14 protein-coding genes are annotated in these 15,569 nt (G+C 58.0%); 5 read left to right on the top strand and 9 right to left on the bottom strand.

Going from position 1 to position 15,569, the window contains the following annotated elements; genetic code table 11:
- The first annotated feature begins 2 nt into the window (after positions 1–2).
- The 4 genes from HXX15_RS14375 to HXX15_RS14360 all read left to right on the top strand — a co-directional run bounded on the left by HXX15_RS14375 (position 3) and on the right by HXX15_RS14360 (position 5,201).
- Entirely contained in the window at positions 3–1,973 is a 1,971-nt protein-coding gene (locus tag HXX15_RS14375) for a MacB family efflux pump subunit (protein WP_296516737.1), read from the top strand.
- Positions 1,974–2,229: 256 nt separating this feature from the next.
- Positions 2,230–2,952, top strand: a complete 723-nt coding sequence (locus HXX15_RS14370) for a Spy/CpxP family protein refolding chaperone (RefSeq protein WP_296516736.1) — start codon at positions 2,230–2,232, stop codon at positions 2,950–2,952.
- A 228-nt stretch (positions 2,953–3,180) separates the two neighbouring features.
- Entirely contained in the window at positions 3,181–3,912 is a 732-nt protein-coding gene (locus tag HXX15_RS14365; protein WP_296516735.1) for a response regulator transcription factor, read from the top strand.
- The gene (locus HXX15_RS14360) at positions 3,909–5,201 is read left to right on the top strand and encodes an ATP-binding protein (protein ID WP_296516734.1); all 1,293 of its coding nucleotides are present in this window, start codon (positions 3,909–3,911) and stop codon (positions 5,199–5,201) included. Before HXX15_RS14365 ends, HXX15_RS14360 begins: the two co-directional genes overlap by 4 nt.
- A 1,657-nt stretch (positions 5,202–6,858) precedes the next feature.
- On the opposite strand, the gene HXX15_RS14355 is transcribed toward HXX15_RS14360, so the two are convergent.
- Entirely contained in the window at positions 6,859–7,386 is a 528-nt protein-coding gene (locus HXX15_RS14355; RefSeq protein ID WP_296516733.1) for a hypothetical protein, read from the bottom strand.
- A 442-nt stretch (positions 7,387–7,828) separates the two neighbouring features.
- On the opposite strand from HXX15_RS14355, the gene HXX15_RS14350 reads away from it, so the two are divergent.
- A protein-coding gene (locus HXX15_RS14350; RefSeq protein WP_296516732.1) for an IS5 family transposase occupies positions 7,829–8,586 on the top strand; the annotation gives its coding sequence in 2 pieces (ribosomal slippage) (positions 7,829–8,168 and positions 8,168–8,586; 759 coding nt in all).
- Between the two features lie 12 nt (positions 8,587–8,598).
- Here HXX15_RS14350 and HXX15_RS14345 read toward each other — a convergent pair.
- The 8 genes from HXX15_RS14345 to HXX15_RS14310 all read right to left on the bottom strand — a co-directional run bounded on the left by HXX15_RS14345 (position 8,599) and on the right by HXX15_RS14310 (position 15,567).
- Positions 8,599–9,510, bottom strand: a complete 912-nt coding sequence (locus HXX15_RS14345) for a flagellin (protein WP_296516731.1) — start codon at positions 9,508–9,510, stop codon at positions 8,599–8,601.
- Between the two features lie 15 nt (positions 9,511–9,525).
- Positions 9,526–11,295, bottom strand: a complete 1,770-nt coding sequence (gene flgK, locus HXX15_RS14340) for a flagellar hook-associated protein FlgK (protein WP_296516730.1) — start codon at positions 11,293–11,295, stop codon at positions 9,526–9,528.
- Positions 11,296–11,319: 24 nt separating this feature from the next.
- Positions 11,320–11,784 carry a flagellar protein FlgN gene (locus HXX15_RS14335; RefSeq protein ID WP_366558586.1) on the bottom strand — a complete coding sequence of 155 codons (465 nt, stop codon included), beginning with the start codon at positions 11,782–11,784 and terminating at the stop codon, positions 11,320–11,322.
- On the bottom strand, positions 11,784–12,068 hold the full coding sequence (locus HXX15_RS14330) for a hypothetical protein (RefSeq protein ID WP_296516729.1): 285 nt from the start codon (positions 12,066–12,068) through the stop codon (positions 11,784–11,786). Before HXX15_RS14330 ends, HXX15_RS14335 begins: the two co-directional genes overlap by 1 nt.
- Before the next feature lie 2 nt (positions 12,069–12,070).
- Positions 12,071–13,336: a flagellar hook protein FlgE gene (flgE, locus tag HXX15_RS14325; RefSeq protein ID WP_296516728.1), complete on the bottom strand. Its 1,266-nt coding sequence runs from the start codon at positions 13,334–13,336 to the stop codon at positions 12,071–12,073.
- Between the two features lie 19 nt (positions 13,337–13,355).
- Complete coding sequence (locus HXX15_RS14320; protein ID WP_296516727.1) at positions 13,356–14,018, bottom strand: FlgD immunoglobulin-like domain containing protein; 663 nt, start codon at positions 14,016–14,018, stop codon at positions 13,356–13,358.
- Positions 14,019–14,537: 519 nt separating this feature from the next.
- A complete protein-coding gene (locus HXX15_RS14315; RefSeq protein ID WP_296516726.1) occupies positions 14,538–14,948 on the bottom strand; it encodes a hypothetical protein in 411 nt (136 codons plus the stop codon).
- Positions 14,949–15,162: 214 nt separating this feature from the next.
- Entirely contained in the window at positions 15,163–15,567 is a 405-nt protein-coding gene (locus HXX15_RS14310) for a flagellar export chaperone FliS (protein WP_296516725.1), read from the bottom strand.
- Between the last annotated feature and the right edge of the window lie 2 nt (positions 15,568–15,569).

Below are 15,569 nucleotides of genomic sequence, written 5' to 3'. Positions count from 1 at the left end.
CGATGTCCAATCCCGTGATCGTTCTAAGCAAATTGCGCCGGGAGTTTCCATCCGGCGGGGGAAGCGTTGTTGCCCTGAAGGACATCGATTTGACGATCAGGGCCGGCGAAATGGTGGCCATAACGGGCGCATCGGGATCCGGTAAATCGACGTTGATGAACATCCTGGGCTGTCTGGACCGTCCGACCTCGGGCAGCTACCGGATTTCCGGACACGAAACGGCCTCGCTCACTGCCGATGAACTGGCCGCCTTGCGGCGTGAACATTTCGGATTCATCTTTCAGCGCTATCATCTGCTGACGGAATTGTCCGCGGTCGGCAACGTCGAAATCCCCGCGATCTACGCCGGCGAGGCGCGTGAGAAACGTCGCGCCCGAGCCACCGAACTGCTTGCCCGGCTGGGCATGTCCGACCGCGCAGGCCATCGGCCCAACCAGTTATCCGGCGGACAACAACAGCGGGTCTCGATTGCACGGGCGCTCATGAACGGCGCCACCGTGATTCTCGCCGATGAACCCACCGGGGCTTTGGACAAAAACAGTGGCGAGGAAGTCCTACGGATTATCGACGAGTTGCATGCCGAGGGCAAGACGATCATCATCGTAACTCACGACGCAGCTGTCGCCGCGCGGGCCGGCCGCATCATCGACCTGAGCGACGGGATCATCGTTTCCGACCGGGTGACGAAGTCCGTCGCCGCAGAGACGATGAGGTCCGGGGCGAGCGCGGCAGGGCAGATCGTCCGGACGCCCGCGCTTTGGTCCTGGCGACTGCTGGATCACATCACTGAAGTGTTCCGCATGGCCACGCTCTCCATGGCCGCGCACAAGCTCCGTACCTTCCTGACCATGCTCGGCATCATTATCGGCATTGCGTCCGTGGTCTCCATCGTCGCGCTCGGCAGCGTTGCCAAGCAAAAAGTGCTTTCCGACATCAGCAGTCTGGGCACCAATACGATCGAGATATTTCCTGGCAAGGATCTGGGGGACGTGCGCTCCACCAAGGTCAGGACCCTGGTCATCGCGGACGCCAAGGCACTGCTGCAGCAGGCCTACGTCGACGGGGTAACGCCGACCGTTTCCACCAGCACCACGCTGCGTTCCGGGCCGCTTGAAGCCAGCGCCCTCATCAACGGCGTCGGCGAACAGTATTTCAGCGTCAAGGGTACCAAGCTGGCGGCGGGCGCGTTTTTCGATGCGGCCGACGTGCGCGACATGAAGCAAGACGTTGTCATCGACGAGAACACCCGCCAGACGTTTTTCGGCGATGACCCCGACGGTCCGATTGGGAAAGTCATTCTGGTCGGCAAGGTGCCATGCCGCGTCATCGGGGTCACGCAGCAGCAACAGGGCGGGTTCGGTTCAAGCCAAAACCTCTCAGTCTATCTACCCTACACCACCGTCCAGGCCCGGTTTCTCGGCAGTTCATCGCTACGCAGCATCCTGGTGCGGGTCAACAACAACGCCGCCACCGACGATGCCGAACAGGAAGTTATTCGCCTCCTGATGTTACGGCACCGCCTGAAGGATTTCGTAATCCTCAATACCGACGACATACGCAAGACGATCACCAGTTCAACCGAAACGCTGACTCTGATGATTGTGGCGATTGCCGTCATCTCGCTTCTCGTGGGCGGCATCGGTGTCATGAACATCATGCTGGTAACTGTTTCCGAGCGCATCGGAGAGATAGGCGTCCGCATGGCAGTAGGCGCCCGTCGAAGCGACATTTTGCAGCAGTTCCTGATCGAGGCGGCGATCGTATGTTTCGTCGCCGGCGCGCTGGGCGTCAGCGTCGCCCTGGGTTTTGGCGCGGCGTTCAATGCTCTCGTCCCGAAGTTCCAACTGAGTTTTTCCTGGATCTCGATTGTCGCTGCGTTTCTGTGCTCGACTGGAATTGGCGTGGTCTTCGGTTACCTGCCGGCGCGCCAGGCGTCCTTTCTCGATCCCTCGGCCGCCTTATCCAGGGATTAGCGGATACCACGAAGCGCGATGGGCAAAAGACACTTTTCACCTCGTCGCCTCACGAAAATCAGCTTGTCATCGGAACCTTGCTTTGCCGCAACGCAAAAAACTATCAGGGCGATCCATGGCCCCTGAAGAGATGAAGAATGCTACCCGCAACGGGCGACAGCTCCCCAAAAGCCGTTCTCATACTGCAATAAATGAGAAAAACTGCAGAAACGTAATGACGACAGATTAGCGCATGACAGTAGCAGGAGAAGCAGTCATGCTGGGACCAAATGAAGATACTCGCTACGCTCACTTACCAGTGATGCTCTTCCTCGGCGTCATTGCATTTCCCATCATCGCAGGGGTTGTCGGAGCCACACCGCTTCCAGATGACATGCTCGGTCTTCAACAACAACTAATTGCCTCGAAAGACGGGGCGCGCCTCAGAGATGATTCATCTGTTAGAGCCGGCGATGGCGGCTCCAGCTCTTCGGAGAACGTACCGCGGGAGGCTTCGAGCAAAAGCGATAAAATCAGGACGGTCCAATTCATGCCCCGGCCGGATTTTCCGGAAGGTCGCCTCGCCGGCGTGATGGGCCGTCCGCTATTTCCGGCCGGTGCACCCGGACTTCCCGAAGGACCTCCACCGAAGCTTGCTCCCAGAACAGCTTGTCTTGAAGACATTAACCGACAGATGGGCATCTACGGTTACACAAAAAGCAAGCTTCAGCTTTCCGATAGCCAAAAGGTGGCATGGAAGGCCGTCGAGGATGCTCTGGATGTGTCGATCGGAAAATTGCGCGCCATATGCGAAACCCTACCGAATGAAATCGCCGGACCCCCGGGCATCATTGAGCGTTCCGACTTTTTGGAGAAGCAACTCGCTGCCAGACTTGATTTGATACGCGCGATCAAGACGCCAATGCAGCAGCTGGTCGGACAGCTTACGCCCGACCAGCGTACATCGCTTGACGCACCGCCCCCGTTTCCGCCGTTTTGATTGGCTCGACGAAATTGGCAAGCCTGGAGGTTGCACCGCGAGTTCGGCGCTGCAGCCTCCTTTGCCTTAAGGGGAACAGTTTTATCGGATCTGTTTGAGAAAAAGAGCCCCCGCCGCCCCTTATTGTTTCTAAATATTGCTGAAGCGCGAATGGACCTCCCATCATTGGCCTTAGTTGTCGGGTAGATTTTGGCGCCAATCAAACCCGAAAGTCATGGTTGAAGCGTCATGAGCGAAAAACGAGAATCCCACATCCTGGTGGTGGACGACGACCTTGAGATCCGCAATCTGCTGGGTAAATATCTCGCGAGTCAGGACTTCAAGGTTTCCCTGGCTCCGGATTTGAAGAGTTTCCGGAAGGCCGTGGCCTCAAGCACGATAAATTTGGCAGTCATGGATGTGATGCTTCCGGATGGCTCCGGCCTGGATATGTGCCGTGACTTGCGGGCGCAAAGATCCACCCTTCCGATAATCCTACTTACGGCACTCACGGAAGACGTCGATCGCATTCTGGGGCTTGAGTTCGGCGCGGACGACTATCTCGGGAAGCCCTTCAATCCACGCGAACTGGTCGCACGTATCCGCGCTGTACTGCGGAGACAGCAAGACATCGCCGGAGCTCCGGCAGACAATCGGGTCTACAAATTCGCCGGCTTCGAAGTGGAAGTGGTGCGGCGTCGCATAACCAACGGCAACCGGCAAGAGATCAATCTGACCGGCGCTGAATTCGATCTGCTGCACGCTTTGCTCTCCCGCCCGGGGCGGCTGCTGTCTCGCGAACAATTGCTCGACCTCACTGGCGGGCGCAATTCGGACCCATTCGACCGATCGATCGATGTTCTGATGAGCCGGATTCGCTGTAAACTGCGAGATAACGGCAGCGAGGACGTGATCAAGACCGTGCGCAATGGCGGCTATCAGTTTAGTGCGTCGGTAGAGATCGTCGGGGCGCAATCGTGAATAGCTTACGGATACGGATTGCTCTTGTCCTCGTTATTTCAATTGTCGCGGTCGTCGGACTTGCTACATCCGCGACAATCTTTGTCATTGGCCCGCGCGAGCCGGAAAAATTCGCTCAACCGACTGCGCTGCAGATCCGGATGCTGATTCCACTTTTTGAGAGCCTGCAATCCAACACCTCGCATCCAGCCGGACTATTGGATGCGCCGACAGAAGGTGCGCAGCGTGAATTAACTACACAGATTCTTCAGAAAACGCTTCGAGATAAGGGACTCTATAACCGGGTCGTTGTAACCAAACCTGCGGACCGCGATTTGGCGGCAGTGTCGGTCGAGCTGCCAAGTCATCGCTGGTTCGAGCTGCCGATCCCCGATGAACCACATTTCGGTGCGCCTTGGTTCGCTTTGGGCAGTTGGATCAGCCTTATCATTACCGGCGCAGTTGCCATCGCCCTTGCAGTTGCTCATTGGGTGGCCCGCCCACTGGCACTGCTGGAAGGCGTTGCAGGCACGATTTCCCAGAGCGGGCAGATGGCAGTCCTTCCCGAAACCGGGCCTGCCGAAGTGAAGGCCACAGCGCGCGCGCTCAATCGCCTGACCGCCAACTTGAAAGCAGCGATGGAAAGCCGTATGCGACTGGTCGCAGCAGCAGGACACGACTTGCGAACGCCAATCACCCGGATGCGGATCCGAGCGGAATTCTTGCCGGACCAGGAGCAATCCGCATGGTTTCGGGACTTGGATGAGCTTCGTCGCATTGCCGATAGCTCGATCCAACTCGTTCACGAGGAAGTCGGAGGAAAAAGCGACGAATCGGTAAGATTTGACAAGTTGACGGAGACTGCCGTCGAGGAATTGGCTGCGACCGGTCTGACGATTGAACTTGTCGACTCTACACCGGCGCTCATCCGAGCCGCGCCCCTCGCAATCACTCGCGTGCTCAGAAATGTTCTAACCAACGCCGCGACCCATGGCAAAGGTTGCAAGGTTTTTGTTGAGGCAAGACAAGATTGGGCCATTGTCGTGATCGAGGACAACGGACCGGGAATTCCCGCCGCGGTCATTGACCGGGTTTTCGAACCGTTCTTTCGTATCGACCCGGCCCGACAACAGCCCATTCCGGGTGCGGGTCTCGGACTTGCAATCGCCAAGGAGATCGTTGGACGCCACGGCGGCGAAATTATTCTAACAAACAGAGCCTCCGGAGGTTTGCGGCAGGAAATCAGGTTTCCCCGATGCCTTGAGCAGCAATCGCAGGCTGTCGGACGAATGTTCACGGATGCCGCCTAAGCGCCGGATCGCGACCAAATCCCCCTGATGCCCGGTGAAGCCCCGATCATCCGCCCTTCGGGCAGGACGATCAAAGCGGCAGCGCGTCACGAGGCGGTCAGGCCTGGTAATTCAACAGCAACACGCTCAGGGATGCCGAGGTCGAACCGTTCGCTCCGCAGGTGGTCGCCGATGATTGCGACTCCTGCAGGAGATTCAGAAATTCTTTCAGGATATTGCTGACGTCCGACTTGGTGCTTGTAGAGGACGAGCCGTTAGTGGACGACGAGCCATCCGTTGGTGATGAACTGCTCGTTGACGACGTGCTGCAAGACGACAACAGATCGGCAACCGAAACGGCCGCCAGATGTCCGGAATATTTCCGGCCACTTTGAAATCTTGCGCGGTTGTCGTGCCCGATAGCAATTCCGTCCTTCCCTTCTGCTCAGCTTGTCAATCATGTGGTCGCTGTCCACGCTGTGAGGAACTCCATGCGCAGACCACGAAGTGATGGAAGCGGTACTCAACTCTGCAAAGGGCTCCCGTGCTGGTTGTTGCTATATGCGGAATTGAGCCGACTCAGGCGCATCCGCGCCCAAACGAAACACTGCGATAGGCCCTGCCTCGCGAGGGCCGCGCATTCGACCCAATCGACCCATGTTGCCGGTCGTCTCCTAAATCGCTGCTTACCCAGCACTTAACTGTTCAGCGTCACAGAATGGCGATGACGCGGCAACCAAGTGGTAACAGAACGAACCCCTCGGAAATCAGGGGCGACAATTCGTTAAGAATTTCCCCTTGAGGGGCACGACGCTTTGAGTTGTTATCGCTCAGAACCCGCACTCAATGGACCTCTAGTGTTCAGAAATTTTCGAAACCCCAACTCGAAAGAAGAATGGCAGTTCCATCTGCCAATGTTCGGTGCAGCGCCATTACCCGACGGAACCTCAACCTGTGACCTCGTCATGAGATGCAAACTCGACGACAAATGGGTCTATCGGCGCGCGACGGCCGAAGAAGAGGCGGATTACGTATCCCGCGAGGCTTGGTAGCGACCGAGTGGCTCCAACAAAACCATCTTTGGTGCTTGCCCCCCTTCGGGTTGCTTCAAACAATTCGCGCCAAGAGTAGATTCTAATCGCGTATACAGCGGGAGACTTCGGAGAGATGGGGAATTTTCAACGTATCCCGCTGATTGCATTGGCGACCCTGCTATCAGGCGCGCTCTCGTGCTTTGGCGCAAACGCACAGACGGTAACGATAGAACAATTTCAGCATCCGAAGATGCTGAGCGAGATTTGAATTTCAACAAGGCATATTTCGAAGGAATAAAGGACGGGCTCGTCGCCTACAACATGTCGTTAGAAGACAAGCTATTTTGCTTGGGTGGAATGCCGCCAGTTCTGACTTTTGAGCGGGCGAGCGACGTTGTGATGCGTTGGGCACGCAAGAGGGGCGCCGACGCAGGGGGTTCGCAGCTCGCACTTTCGCTGCTGTATAGCCTAAAGGAGGCTTTTCCCTGTAATAGCGCTCCGCGGTGAAGGATTTCGACCGCTGATCGGTTCAACCATGCCAAGACGTTGATCGAAAGCGGCGCTGAACGGTCCCTGAAAGACGCTACATGTTCACGGTCTCGCAGGAACCGTCGGAATGCCTCCCAAGCAGACTATCCGCCCGCTCATTTTTGGTCCCGGAAAAGGTCAATAGAAACCTGCGAAACCCACGCTCCAGGCGATTCCATGACAAATGATTGACGATTCGCCTTTGTTCGGACTGTCAGCAAGGCAGTGATCGTATCGCTCTCGACCTTCGCCTCGATAAGACCGTTATCGTTTTTTCCCGAAATCTTGCCGCCTTGGCGATACTGGCTTTCAAACCAGTTACCCGAAAGCATATTGCCAATTTGATCAATATTGGCGCTCAACTCCATTTTGTAAGCATCGCTGGCACAGCGCAGATTCAATTTTACAGATTGACCCGCATTCTTGATGATGTAGTCGACTTTGCACCGGACCCTCTCACGCGGCCCATCCGAAGGCTTCATTGAGCCGCTGCCTGACCAGGAACCCGCGACGTTATCGAAACTCTGCTGCGCGCACGCCGGCGAGATCAACAACATTGTTATCGAGATCGCGCACTGAAGAATGCGGCAGATGATTGCTCCAGACCGAAACATTGATTCTATCCTCGCAGGCGTGATGTTCACCGGTCAGTCTCCAGTCCGGAAACACAAACACCTGGCGGATGCCGATGCAAGCATCCGAGCAGCAAGAGAAACAAAAACCATCCAGGGAAACGAAACTCGTTCGGCTTAGGCAGGCCAGACACGGAAAATGACTAAACGTCGCGGAGCGGCAATATCCCAGAAACAGGGACCCGTTACGGTTGGTTCGCCAAACGTCTAAACCCCTTGACGTTCGGTAACGAAGCCCGATGCGCATCGATTCCCAGTCATTCAAGCGCATCGGGCCATTCGCTCGGCGCTTTTCGCCGCGGCGCCATGCACATCACCGCAGCCGAAATCGGCGCCGATGATCATCCCGTTCCGAAACACCAGCTGCAATTGCCACGACAACTAGGGGGAGAACTCATTAATTTTTCTGCTGTGACAATACGATACTGATTCTCTTTAGGGAAGGATTGGGATCGTGAGCGGGAATTTGTTTTGGCTGAGCGACGAGCAGTGGCAGCGGATCGAGCCTCACTTGCCAACCGATGCGCGTGGCGTCGAGCGACAGGAGGATCGCCGCATCATTAGCGGCATCATACACGTGCTGAAAAGCGGCTGCCGCTGGTCCAATTGTCCTGAAGCCTACGGGCCTCCTACGACAGTCTACAATCGCTTCGCTCGGTGGGCGCGGCGCGGCATATGGGAAAATCTGTTCCGGGAGCTCGCCGGCAATGGTCGAGCGACGGACACGCAGATGATCGACTCCACCCACGTCAAAGCGCATCGCTCGGCATCGGGCGGAAAAGGGGGGAGCAGAAGCAGGCTTTTGGCCGTTCGAGCGGAGGGCGCAACACGAAGATACACGCACTCGCAGATGCTAAGGGGCGCCTGATCGCCATTCTGTTGACCGGCGGTGAAGCGCACGACTGTCCGGTCGCAGAGCGCCTGATCCGCAGGGTCAAGCCGTCGAAGCGCATACTCGGCGACAAGGCTTACGACAGCGCCGAATTGCGCGAGGAGCTGGATGAACACGGAACCAAGCCGGTCATCCCAAACCGCAGCAATCGCAAGCAACCGTACAGCTTCTCAAAGCGCCTCTACAAGCTACGCTGGCGCATTGAGAGTGCCTTCAACAGGCTGAAGGACTACCGCCGCATCGCAACCCGCTACGACAGGCTGGCGCGAAACTACCTCGCCTCTGTCTGCCTCGCCGCAGCTCTGGTATGGTGGATTTAATGAGTCTGCACCCTAATGCAGATAGCTCGCGAGGTTCAGACTCTGGATCTTCGAGATCGCGCTGTAGGACGCCGTCAATTGCGTGTGATAGGTCGACAACTGGGCTGTGACGGCGGCGACGTCGACACTGGTCAGACTGCTGCCGAGATCCTTGGCAAAGGATTGGTAATCCGTCTGATGCGAACTGGCCGTCTCGATCGACGAGGCCGAATTGGCAATCCCGCTCCGCACCACCCCGACGGCATCGACCGCGCTGGTGGTCAGATCCAACGCTTCGCTCAACGTGGTGCTCGACAGCGGCGAATTGTTGGCGACCAGATTCATGGCGCGCAGCCCCTGCTCGAATGCGGTATTGTCGGCCGATACCCCGTAGTTCACGGTCTGTCTGTCGGACACCCGGACCGACGCGAGTTGGTCGTCGCCCTGGTAGTAGCTGGTGTTCACGGAGGATGGCGACGTCGAGGTGGCGTAGGTCGCGCTCGAGACGTCCACCGGTGCCTGATCGGCCCGCGAACCGCCGAACAGGTAGGCGCCGTCGTATTGGGTGTTCAATAGAGAACTCATCTGCGTGAGCATATCCTGCGCCGACTGTTTGACGCTCGCGGAATTCGTACTCGCGGAGTTGGAAGCGCTGGTCAGCAAGCTCCGGAATTCAGTGAGCAGGTCGGCGATCGAACTCACCGTCGACGACATGACCTGAAGCTTGCTGTCCGCTTGCGTCGCAGCGTCGATGTAGGATTGCGACCTGGTCACGGAGACCTGGAGGTTGAGAATCTGCTGGGTCGATGACCCATAGCCGCCGAAATCCGACGAGACGGAGCCGGACGATTCCTGGGTCTGCTTCTCGGCCATGATACTCTGCGTCCGAAGCGCGGACGCAATCATCTGCTCGCTGATCCCGAAAGTGGCCACTCGCATCGCCATCGCTGATTGATCCGGTTAGTGGGAACTCTTGACGGCATCAAGTAGCGACGAGAACATCGCATTGATCGTCTTTATCAATTCCGATACCGCACTGTACTGATTCTGAAGGGTGCTGAGACGCGCGGTCTCCTCGTCCAGATTGACGCCGGACTGCGACGACATCGCACTGGAGAATGTCGATTGGGCAGTCTCCTTTGAAGTATAGGTACTTTTCGCTTCCGACGCTTTCGACGCCGCGCTCGATACGATGGCGGACGCGTAGTCGGAAACCGACCCGCTGGTCGCGCCAAGTCCGCCGGCCGCGCCGTAACTGTTCGATGCCGTCAGCGAGGAATAGAGATTATCGACGACCTTGGTCGAGCCGGAGCTCAGCACGCTACGGCCGGTCGTCAGGGACGTCGACGAATCCAGGGTCGACACGGCCAGTCGGCCCGAATTGGAGAGAATATCGCTACGCACCGCGAAATTCGATGCTCCGGTACCGGTCACGAGATCGTTGAGACCGAGCGCATCGGAAAGGCCCGCGCCGCTCGAGCCGACCTTGCTCGACATTTCGTTGATCGCGACGCCGTTGCTGCTGCTGGTGCTGGCGATCACGACGTGCCCGTTCGAATCGATCGAGGCGCTCAACCCGGAAATGCCGTTGATGCCGGAAACCAGGTCGCCGACCGTCGAATAGGTCGACAAATCGAGATCCTGATAGGAGACGAGGTTTCCCTTCTGGTCCGCCATGGCGATCCGAACCGTCCCCGAAGCGGAGAGCGCCGTCGACGAACTCACGGTCGCCGTGCCGGTCAGCGTGGACGGCGGCGGAATCGAAGTGCCCTGATTGTGGACGGTATTCAAGCTGTCCGAAAGCTGATTTGCCAACTGGTCGAGCTGGGCTTGCGCACCCGTCAAAACCGTGTCGCGCAAGTTGATCAGGCCGCCGATTTTTCCCGACGTGATCTGCGATGTGACGTCGACGCCATTGACCGTGATGCCGCTCAGGCCGCTGGACGACGTCGCGCTGTAGGTCGTGCTCGCCGTCACCGAGGAAGCCGCCGTATAGCTCAATTTATGGGCGGAGCTGTCGACGAGCACCTGCCCGGACGTGGTGTAGACCTGCATATCGCCGCTGGAGGAAACGAAATAGCTCACATTCATCTTCGACGCCACATCCAGCATGGCGGTGTTCCGCTTGTCTTCGAGGTCGGCGGTCGATTGACCGGCCGCCTTGGTCTGCTTGATCTCCGCATTGAGATCGGAGATCGACTTCAGCTGTTGGTTGACGTCGTCGACCGAGGACGCGATGTCCTTGTCGGCGTTTCCGCGCAGATTCTGAATTTCGCTCGACGTCTCACGCAACTGGGAGGCTACGCTGTCCAGCGTGCTGACAACGTTGGACTGCAGCGACGCGCTGTTGGTCGTGCTGGACAGCGACGATATCGCGGCCTCTAGCGAGGCAATGGTGTTGGCGATGGAAGTTCCGGAACTGCTCGACGACCCACTGCTGCCATAGAGGTTCTGGAGTTGATCAAGATAGCTATTGCGGGTCTCGGCGGCGCCGAGGTCAGAGTTCGCCGCGGAGAGCGATTTCAGGAGCAGCTTGTCGACGTTGCTGGTGATCCCGCTGATCGTAGTCCCGGCCCCGGTTCCGACGCTGACAACGGACTCCTGGTTAGCGGCCTTTTCGGTATAGCCATTGGTATCGGCGTTGGAGATGTTCGCCGAAGCGACACTCATCTGCACCTGCGTCGTCATCAAGCTGCTGACGGCAATCCTGCTGGCAATATCGAGGGACACGCTAACTACTCCGGGTGCGTGAATTCAGATTTGTATCTTTATTCCATAGCAAGCCGAGTGAGCGTTGATGCGTCCTGTGGCATTGTACGGCGAGGATTCTGACATCTGTTCACGGAGTGCAGCCATGACCGCATCGATCCTACGCTGGCTTGCCGCGATTGCCGCTCGTAGCCGGATCACGTTCTCGTCCATTGCGACGCTCAGCGACCCGATCCGTTGCAGAACCCTCTCCTGCAGGGCCCTGTTGGGCGAACACAGCAAGACCTTGCGCATCGAAACGTCGATCACCCATTTTTCGAACTGATCGCCCAGCTGGATCTTCATCTGCGTATGGCGCGATTGCGATGCCGGGAGTCCTTTCGCAAGGGCAGCGTTTTCCTCGCTCACGACCGCTATCAGCGCGTCGATCAGCTTCAACAGATCTTCGATGCTGTCCCCGGGGCTAACCGGGACTTCCTGTCGCGACGGCGTTTGGTACATCATCTCCATTACTCCTTCGACTTGATCATCGTTTGCGCCTTGGACATTCCACGACCTAGGGTCGCGCAACGCGCATAGGCCGTGGCAGCATCGAACTGCGCGTTCGCCTCATTAATTTCGGCCGCTACCCGGTCAGACCTTCGCTTCAGCACCGTCAGAAGCGACAGCAAGTCGCTCTGCAGCGTCAGCAAGATCCTCCGGTCGCCGGAAGACGCGGCGGCCGTGACGTCCATCTCCAGGCGACGCAGCCTGAGCAGCAATTGTTCGTCGCTTTCGAGATTGGGCTGCTTCATGTCTACCGTACCGCCGAAAGCAGCGTGTCGAACATCTTGTTCGCGGTCGTGAGGACCTGCGACGCGGCCGAATAGGCCTGTTGCGCTGAGATCATGTTGCTGAATTCGGTATTGGTGTCCGTTGTGCTCGCCTCCAGCTCGCTGCCGTGGATCGTTCCGGCGCCGTTGCTGCCTGATTCTTGAAGGACCGCCCCGCCAGAATTGACTGTGGCTGAGTACACGCCGCCGGTTCCGGCTTGCATCTGATCCGGAGCGGTGAACGTCGCAACCGCAATCTTGTAGATCGCAATCGTCTGACCGTTTGAATAAGTCGCGTTGACAGTGCCGTCGTCGCCGACCTTGACGCTGCTGAGCTTGCCGTAGGCGAGGCCATCGGACGTGATACTGGTGGTATCGATGCTCGGGGAGCTCTTGCCGGATGAATATTGGGTCAGACCGTCGGTCTTGCCGACCGTGCCGAGATTCAGCGCGATGGAGCTGTTGGCCGCGCCGTCGGTCCATCCGCTGATGCTGATCGTCGCCGGACTCGGGGTCGTGCTGGCCAGAGACCCGTCGCTATTGAACACAATCGAAACCGAACCGCTCGTGGTTCCCGTGGTCTTTGTCGAATCCGAGGATAGCGTGGCATTTCCGAAGCTGGCCGACCAGGTGTTGCCGGCAGTCTTCGTCCAGGTCACCTGAACGGTATTTGCGGTTCCCAACGAGTCGTAAGCGGACATCGAGCTGTTGAACGTGTCCCCCACTGCGGCGTCCGCTGGCAAATTTGCCGCTACAGTCGTCTTGGTCGTCGCGCTCCCGCTCGTCTCGGCTACCCTTGTATTGATCGACACCAGGCTATCGCTGCTCTCGCTTCCGATCACCTTGCCGGACGCATCGGTGCGCCACCCCTGCAGATAGTTCCCATTGTTGACGAGATAGCCGCTGTCGTCGGTCGTAAAGGCGCCATTCCGGGTATAGAGCGTGGCTCCTCCCGACTTCGAAGTGCTGACGGCAAAAAATCCGTTACCCTGGATAGCGACATCGGTAGCGCTCGTTGTCGATGACAGAAGCCCCTGCTCCGAGATATTCGATCGCGATCTCGTCGCGACACCGCCCGACGCATAGGAGGCGGAGCTCGACGTATTCGTCACAAGATCCTCGAAATTCGCCGTCGTGGTCTTGTAGCCCTTGGTCTGGGAGTTCGCGATGTTGTCGCTGATCATTGAAAGCGATTGGCTTTGCGCGTTCAATGCCGAAATCGCGGAAGATAGCGCACCTGACAGACTCATAATGTAACTCCGAATGTTTTTAGGAGGTGACTGCGATGATGTCGCTGGTCTTCACAGAACGGCTTCCGATCGTCAGCTCCGTCGTCCCGCTCGAGCTGTCGACGCCGGTGACCTTGCCCGAGACCGTGGTGTAGTCGTAGACGGAGTTGCCGCTCGAATCTGTTGCGGCGACCGAGAGCGTGTAGTCGCCGCCGTCGCTGAGCTGCGTGCCGTTCGAATCTTTTCCATCCCACGTGAAACTGTTTTTTCCGGACGATGTCGATCCGCTGCCGGACCAAACGGTGCTACCGGAGGAATCCTTGACGGTGAGCGTGACGCTTTCGGCTGCGGACTTTAGTGAATAGCCGAACGTCGCCTGTCCGTTGCTGAGCGTTGTGGTATCGCCCTTAGCCTCGACCGCGTGACCGATATAGTTGGTGGAACTCAGCGTCAGAAGACTGTTGAAGGACGTTGCCAACGAATTCAGATTGGTGTTGAGCGTGGAGGTTTGTTCGTAATTCGAATACGATGTGAGCTGGTTGACGAAGTCAGTGGTCTTGGTGGGATCGAGCGGATTCTGGTTTTGCAATTCACTGACGAGTAGTTTCAAGAAATCCTGTGACGTTAGGCTCGACGTTGAAGACGATGACGAGGACGCCGTGGTTGCTGTTGCAGTGGTTGCAGTCGTTGCAGAGACACTCATGGCAGGCTCCAATTCGCTTCCGGGCGCAGTACGAAATTTGGCAGGCGGCTCCGGGGATCGCTTAATTCCGCTCCTTGTTGAAACGGACGCCGCTCCGAAATCAGGCAGGGTTTTCGCGCACCGATGTCGGCGGTCATCTGCAATTTTGCGCAACGCGCCGGGTTCGATTGACGGGGCTTCAGGCCGCGCGGTCGGCAGATGTGCGCCGCGTGCTGGTCAGGAATTGCCTAGTCTGGATCGCGCAGTTCTGCGTCGACCGCCGGTGACGCGATCACGTTGGCGACGTGTGCAACGGATGTGATTTGAAAACCGCCTGGATTTTCTGGACGCGCCTGACCAAAGGCTCTCGGATATGCCGTTCGGCGAACATGGACGACAATGATGGAGAGCAGATCGTCGAGGATCTCGCCGAATGAACCCGACGAAGATGTTACTCGCAGTGGTCAAAATTTTCCGGGTCGCAACGACGCAATCTTTGCGTCGCAATCGATCGAGGCCGACGAAGGTGTCAACCGGTTGCTAAAAAATAAACTGCCGGACACACTCTGCTGCGGTTTTCAGGACATCCGAGGCCTGCTCGCTGCCCGAGTCGCTTGAGGGTGCGGCGGGAGGCGTCTCGGGCTTCGTTGGTTCTGGCTGTGATGCGTCCGGCTCCGTTTCGACGGGCTCGGCGCCACCCTGACGCACTCCCTGCATGATCCGTTCGGTGAGTCCGGCCTCCGCACGAATCGGGGGAGCGGACAAGGCTTGCCGCAGGAGCCTCGCCTCCGCGAGGGCTGAACGTGCTTCGGCTGAGGACCGCAGGAGATCGGCCGCGGCCTGCTGCTGCGGCACAGGCCAGCTGGACATGTCCTCCCCGAGCCGATCGAGCAGATCCGCAAAATCTGCAATTTTCATTGGCGACAAGACCTGTTTTCGCAACCCGACCATGTTGTCCTGTTTTTACGGGAGGCAGGGGCGACTTGGCAATCACAGCCTGCCGCCATGGCTGCGACCTGCCTTTTTCAACCGCAAACAGCTGTTGGAAACGGGTTTTCGACCCCGAATTGCCCGGATTACCGGTTGATCTGCCCAGGATCTGGCAACAACAGATCGCGGTATCCAGTCACCGCCGTCAAACGGGCTGCCTGAAGGCGCACCGAATCTACGCGGCCCCGGCAGGCTTCGCGGTCTCGACCGCGACGAATTTCCACGCATCTCGCAGTTCAGCGAGGCTTGCAATGATGCGACGATAGCATTCCGGCGCATCCGGACGACCAAACGACCGCAAGCATGCCAGGATCAATGCGTGGTAGGTCAAGTGCAACTGTTCGGCCATGGCGCCGCCGCGATCGAAGTTGAGGCCGTGGCTGAGGCCCCGCAAGATCGCCGTGGCGCGGATCATATGCTGATGGCTTTCCTCGAACCGCCGGGCTTCGGAAGCGGTGATTGTCTTCTGAAGGAACATGATGGTGCCGTCGTAGAGCATGATCAGCGCTTTCAGCGGCGGCACAGCAACGGAGGCGCTGCGGTAGGCCTGAGTCGCCTGATAGGCTGTCGAATTCTGCATGA

Origin of the sequence: Rhodopseudomonas sp. (assembly GCF_013377015.1) — a bacterium.
GTDB lineage: Bacteria > Pseudomonadota > Alphaproteobacteria > Rhizobiales > Xanthobacteraceae > JARJEH01.
The sequence above is the reverse complement of the archived record's forward strand: the minus strand, read 5'-3'. Positions and strand labels throughout refer to the sequence as shown.

Excerpts from the sequence above, each read along its gene's own strand:
- HXX15_RS14375 (WP_296516737.1), top strand. The coding sequence starts at position 3 with ATGTCCAATCCCGTGATCGTTCTAAGCAAATTGCGCCGGGAGTTTCCA.
- HXX15_RS14370 (WP_296516736.1), top strand. The coding sequence starts at position 2,230 with ATGCTGGGACCAAATGAAGATACTCGCTACGCTCACTTACCAGTGATG.
- HXX15_RS14365 (WP_296516735.1), top strand. The coding sequence starts at position 3,181 with ATGAGCGAAAAACGAGAATCCCACATCCTGGTGGTGGACGACGACCTT.
- HXX15_RS14345 (WP_296516731.1), bottom strand. The coding sequence starts at position 9,510 with ATGGCGATGCGAGTGGCCACTTTCGGGATCAGCGAGCAGATGATTGCG.
- HXX15_RS14335 (WP_366558586.1), bottom strand. The coding sequence starts at position 11,784 with ATGGAGATGATGTACCAAACGCCGTCGCGACAGGAAGTCCCGGTTAGC.
- HXX15_RS14330 (WP_296516729.1), bottom strand. The coding sequence starts at position 12,068 with ATGAAGCAGCCCAATCTCGAAAGCGACGAACAATTGCTGCTCAGGCTG.
- flgE (WP_296516728.1), bottom strand. The coding sequence starts at position 13,336 with ATGAGTCTGTCAGGTGCGCTATCTTCCGCGATTTCGGCATTGAACGCG.
- HXX15_RS14320 (WP_296516727.1), bottom strand. The coding sequence starts at position 14,018 with ATGAGTGTCTCTGCAACGACTGCAACCACTGCAACAGCAACCACGGCG.
- HXX15_RS14315 (WP_296516726.1), bottom strand. The coding sequence starts at position 14,948 with ATGGTCGGGTTGCGAAAACAGGTCTTGTCGCCAATGAAAATTGCAGAT.
- HXX15_RS14310 (WP_296516725.1), bottom strand. The coding sequence starts at position 15,567 with ATGCAGAATTCGACAGCCTATCAGGCGACTCAGGCCTACCGCAGCGCC.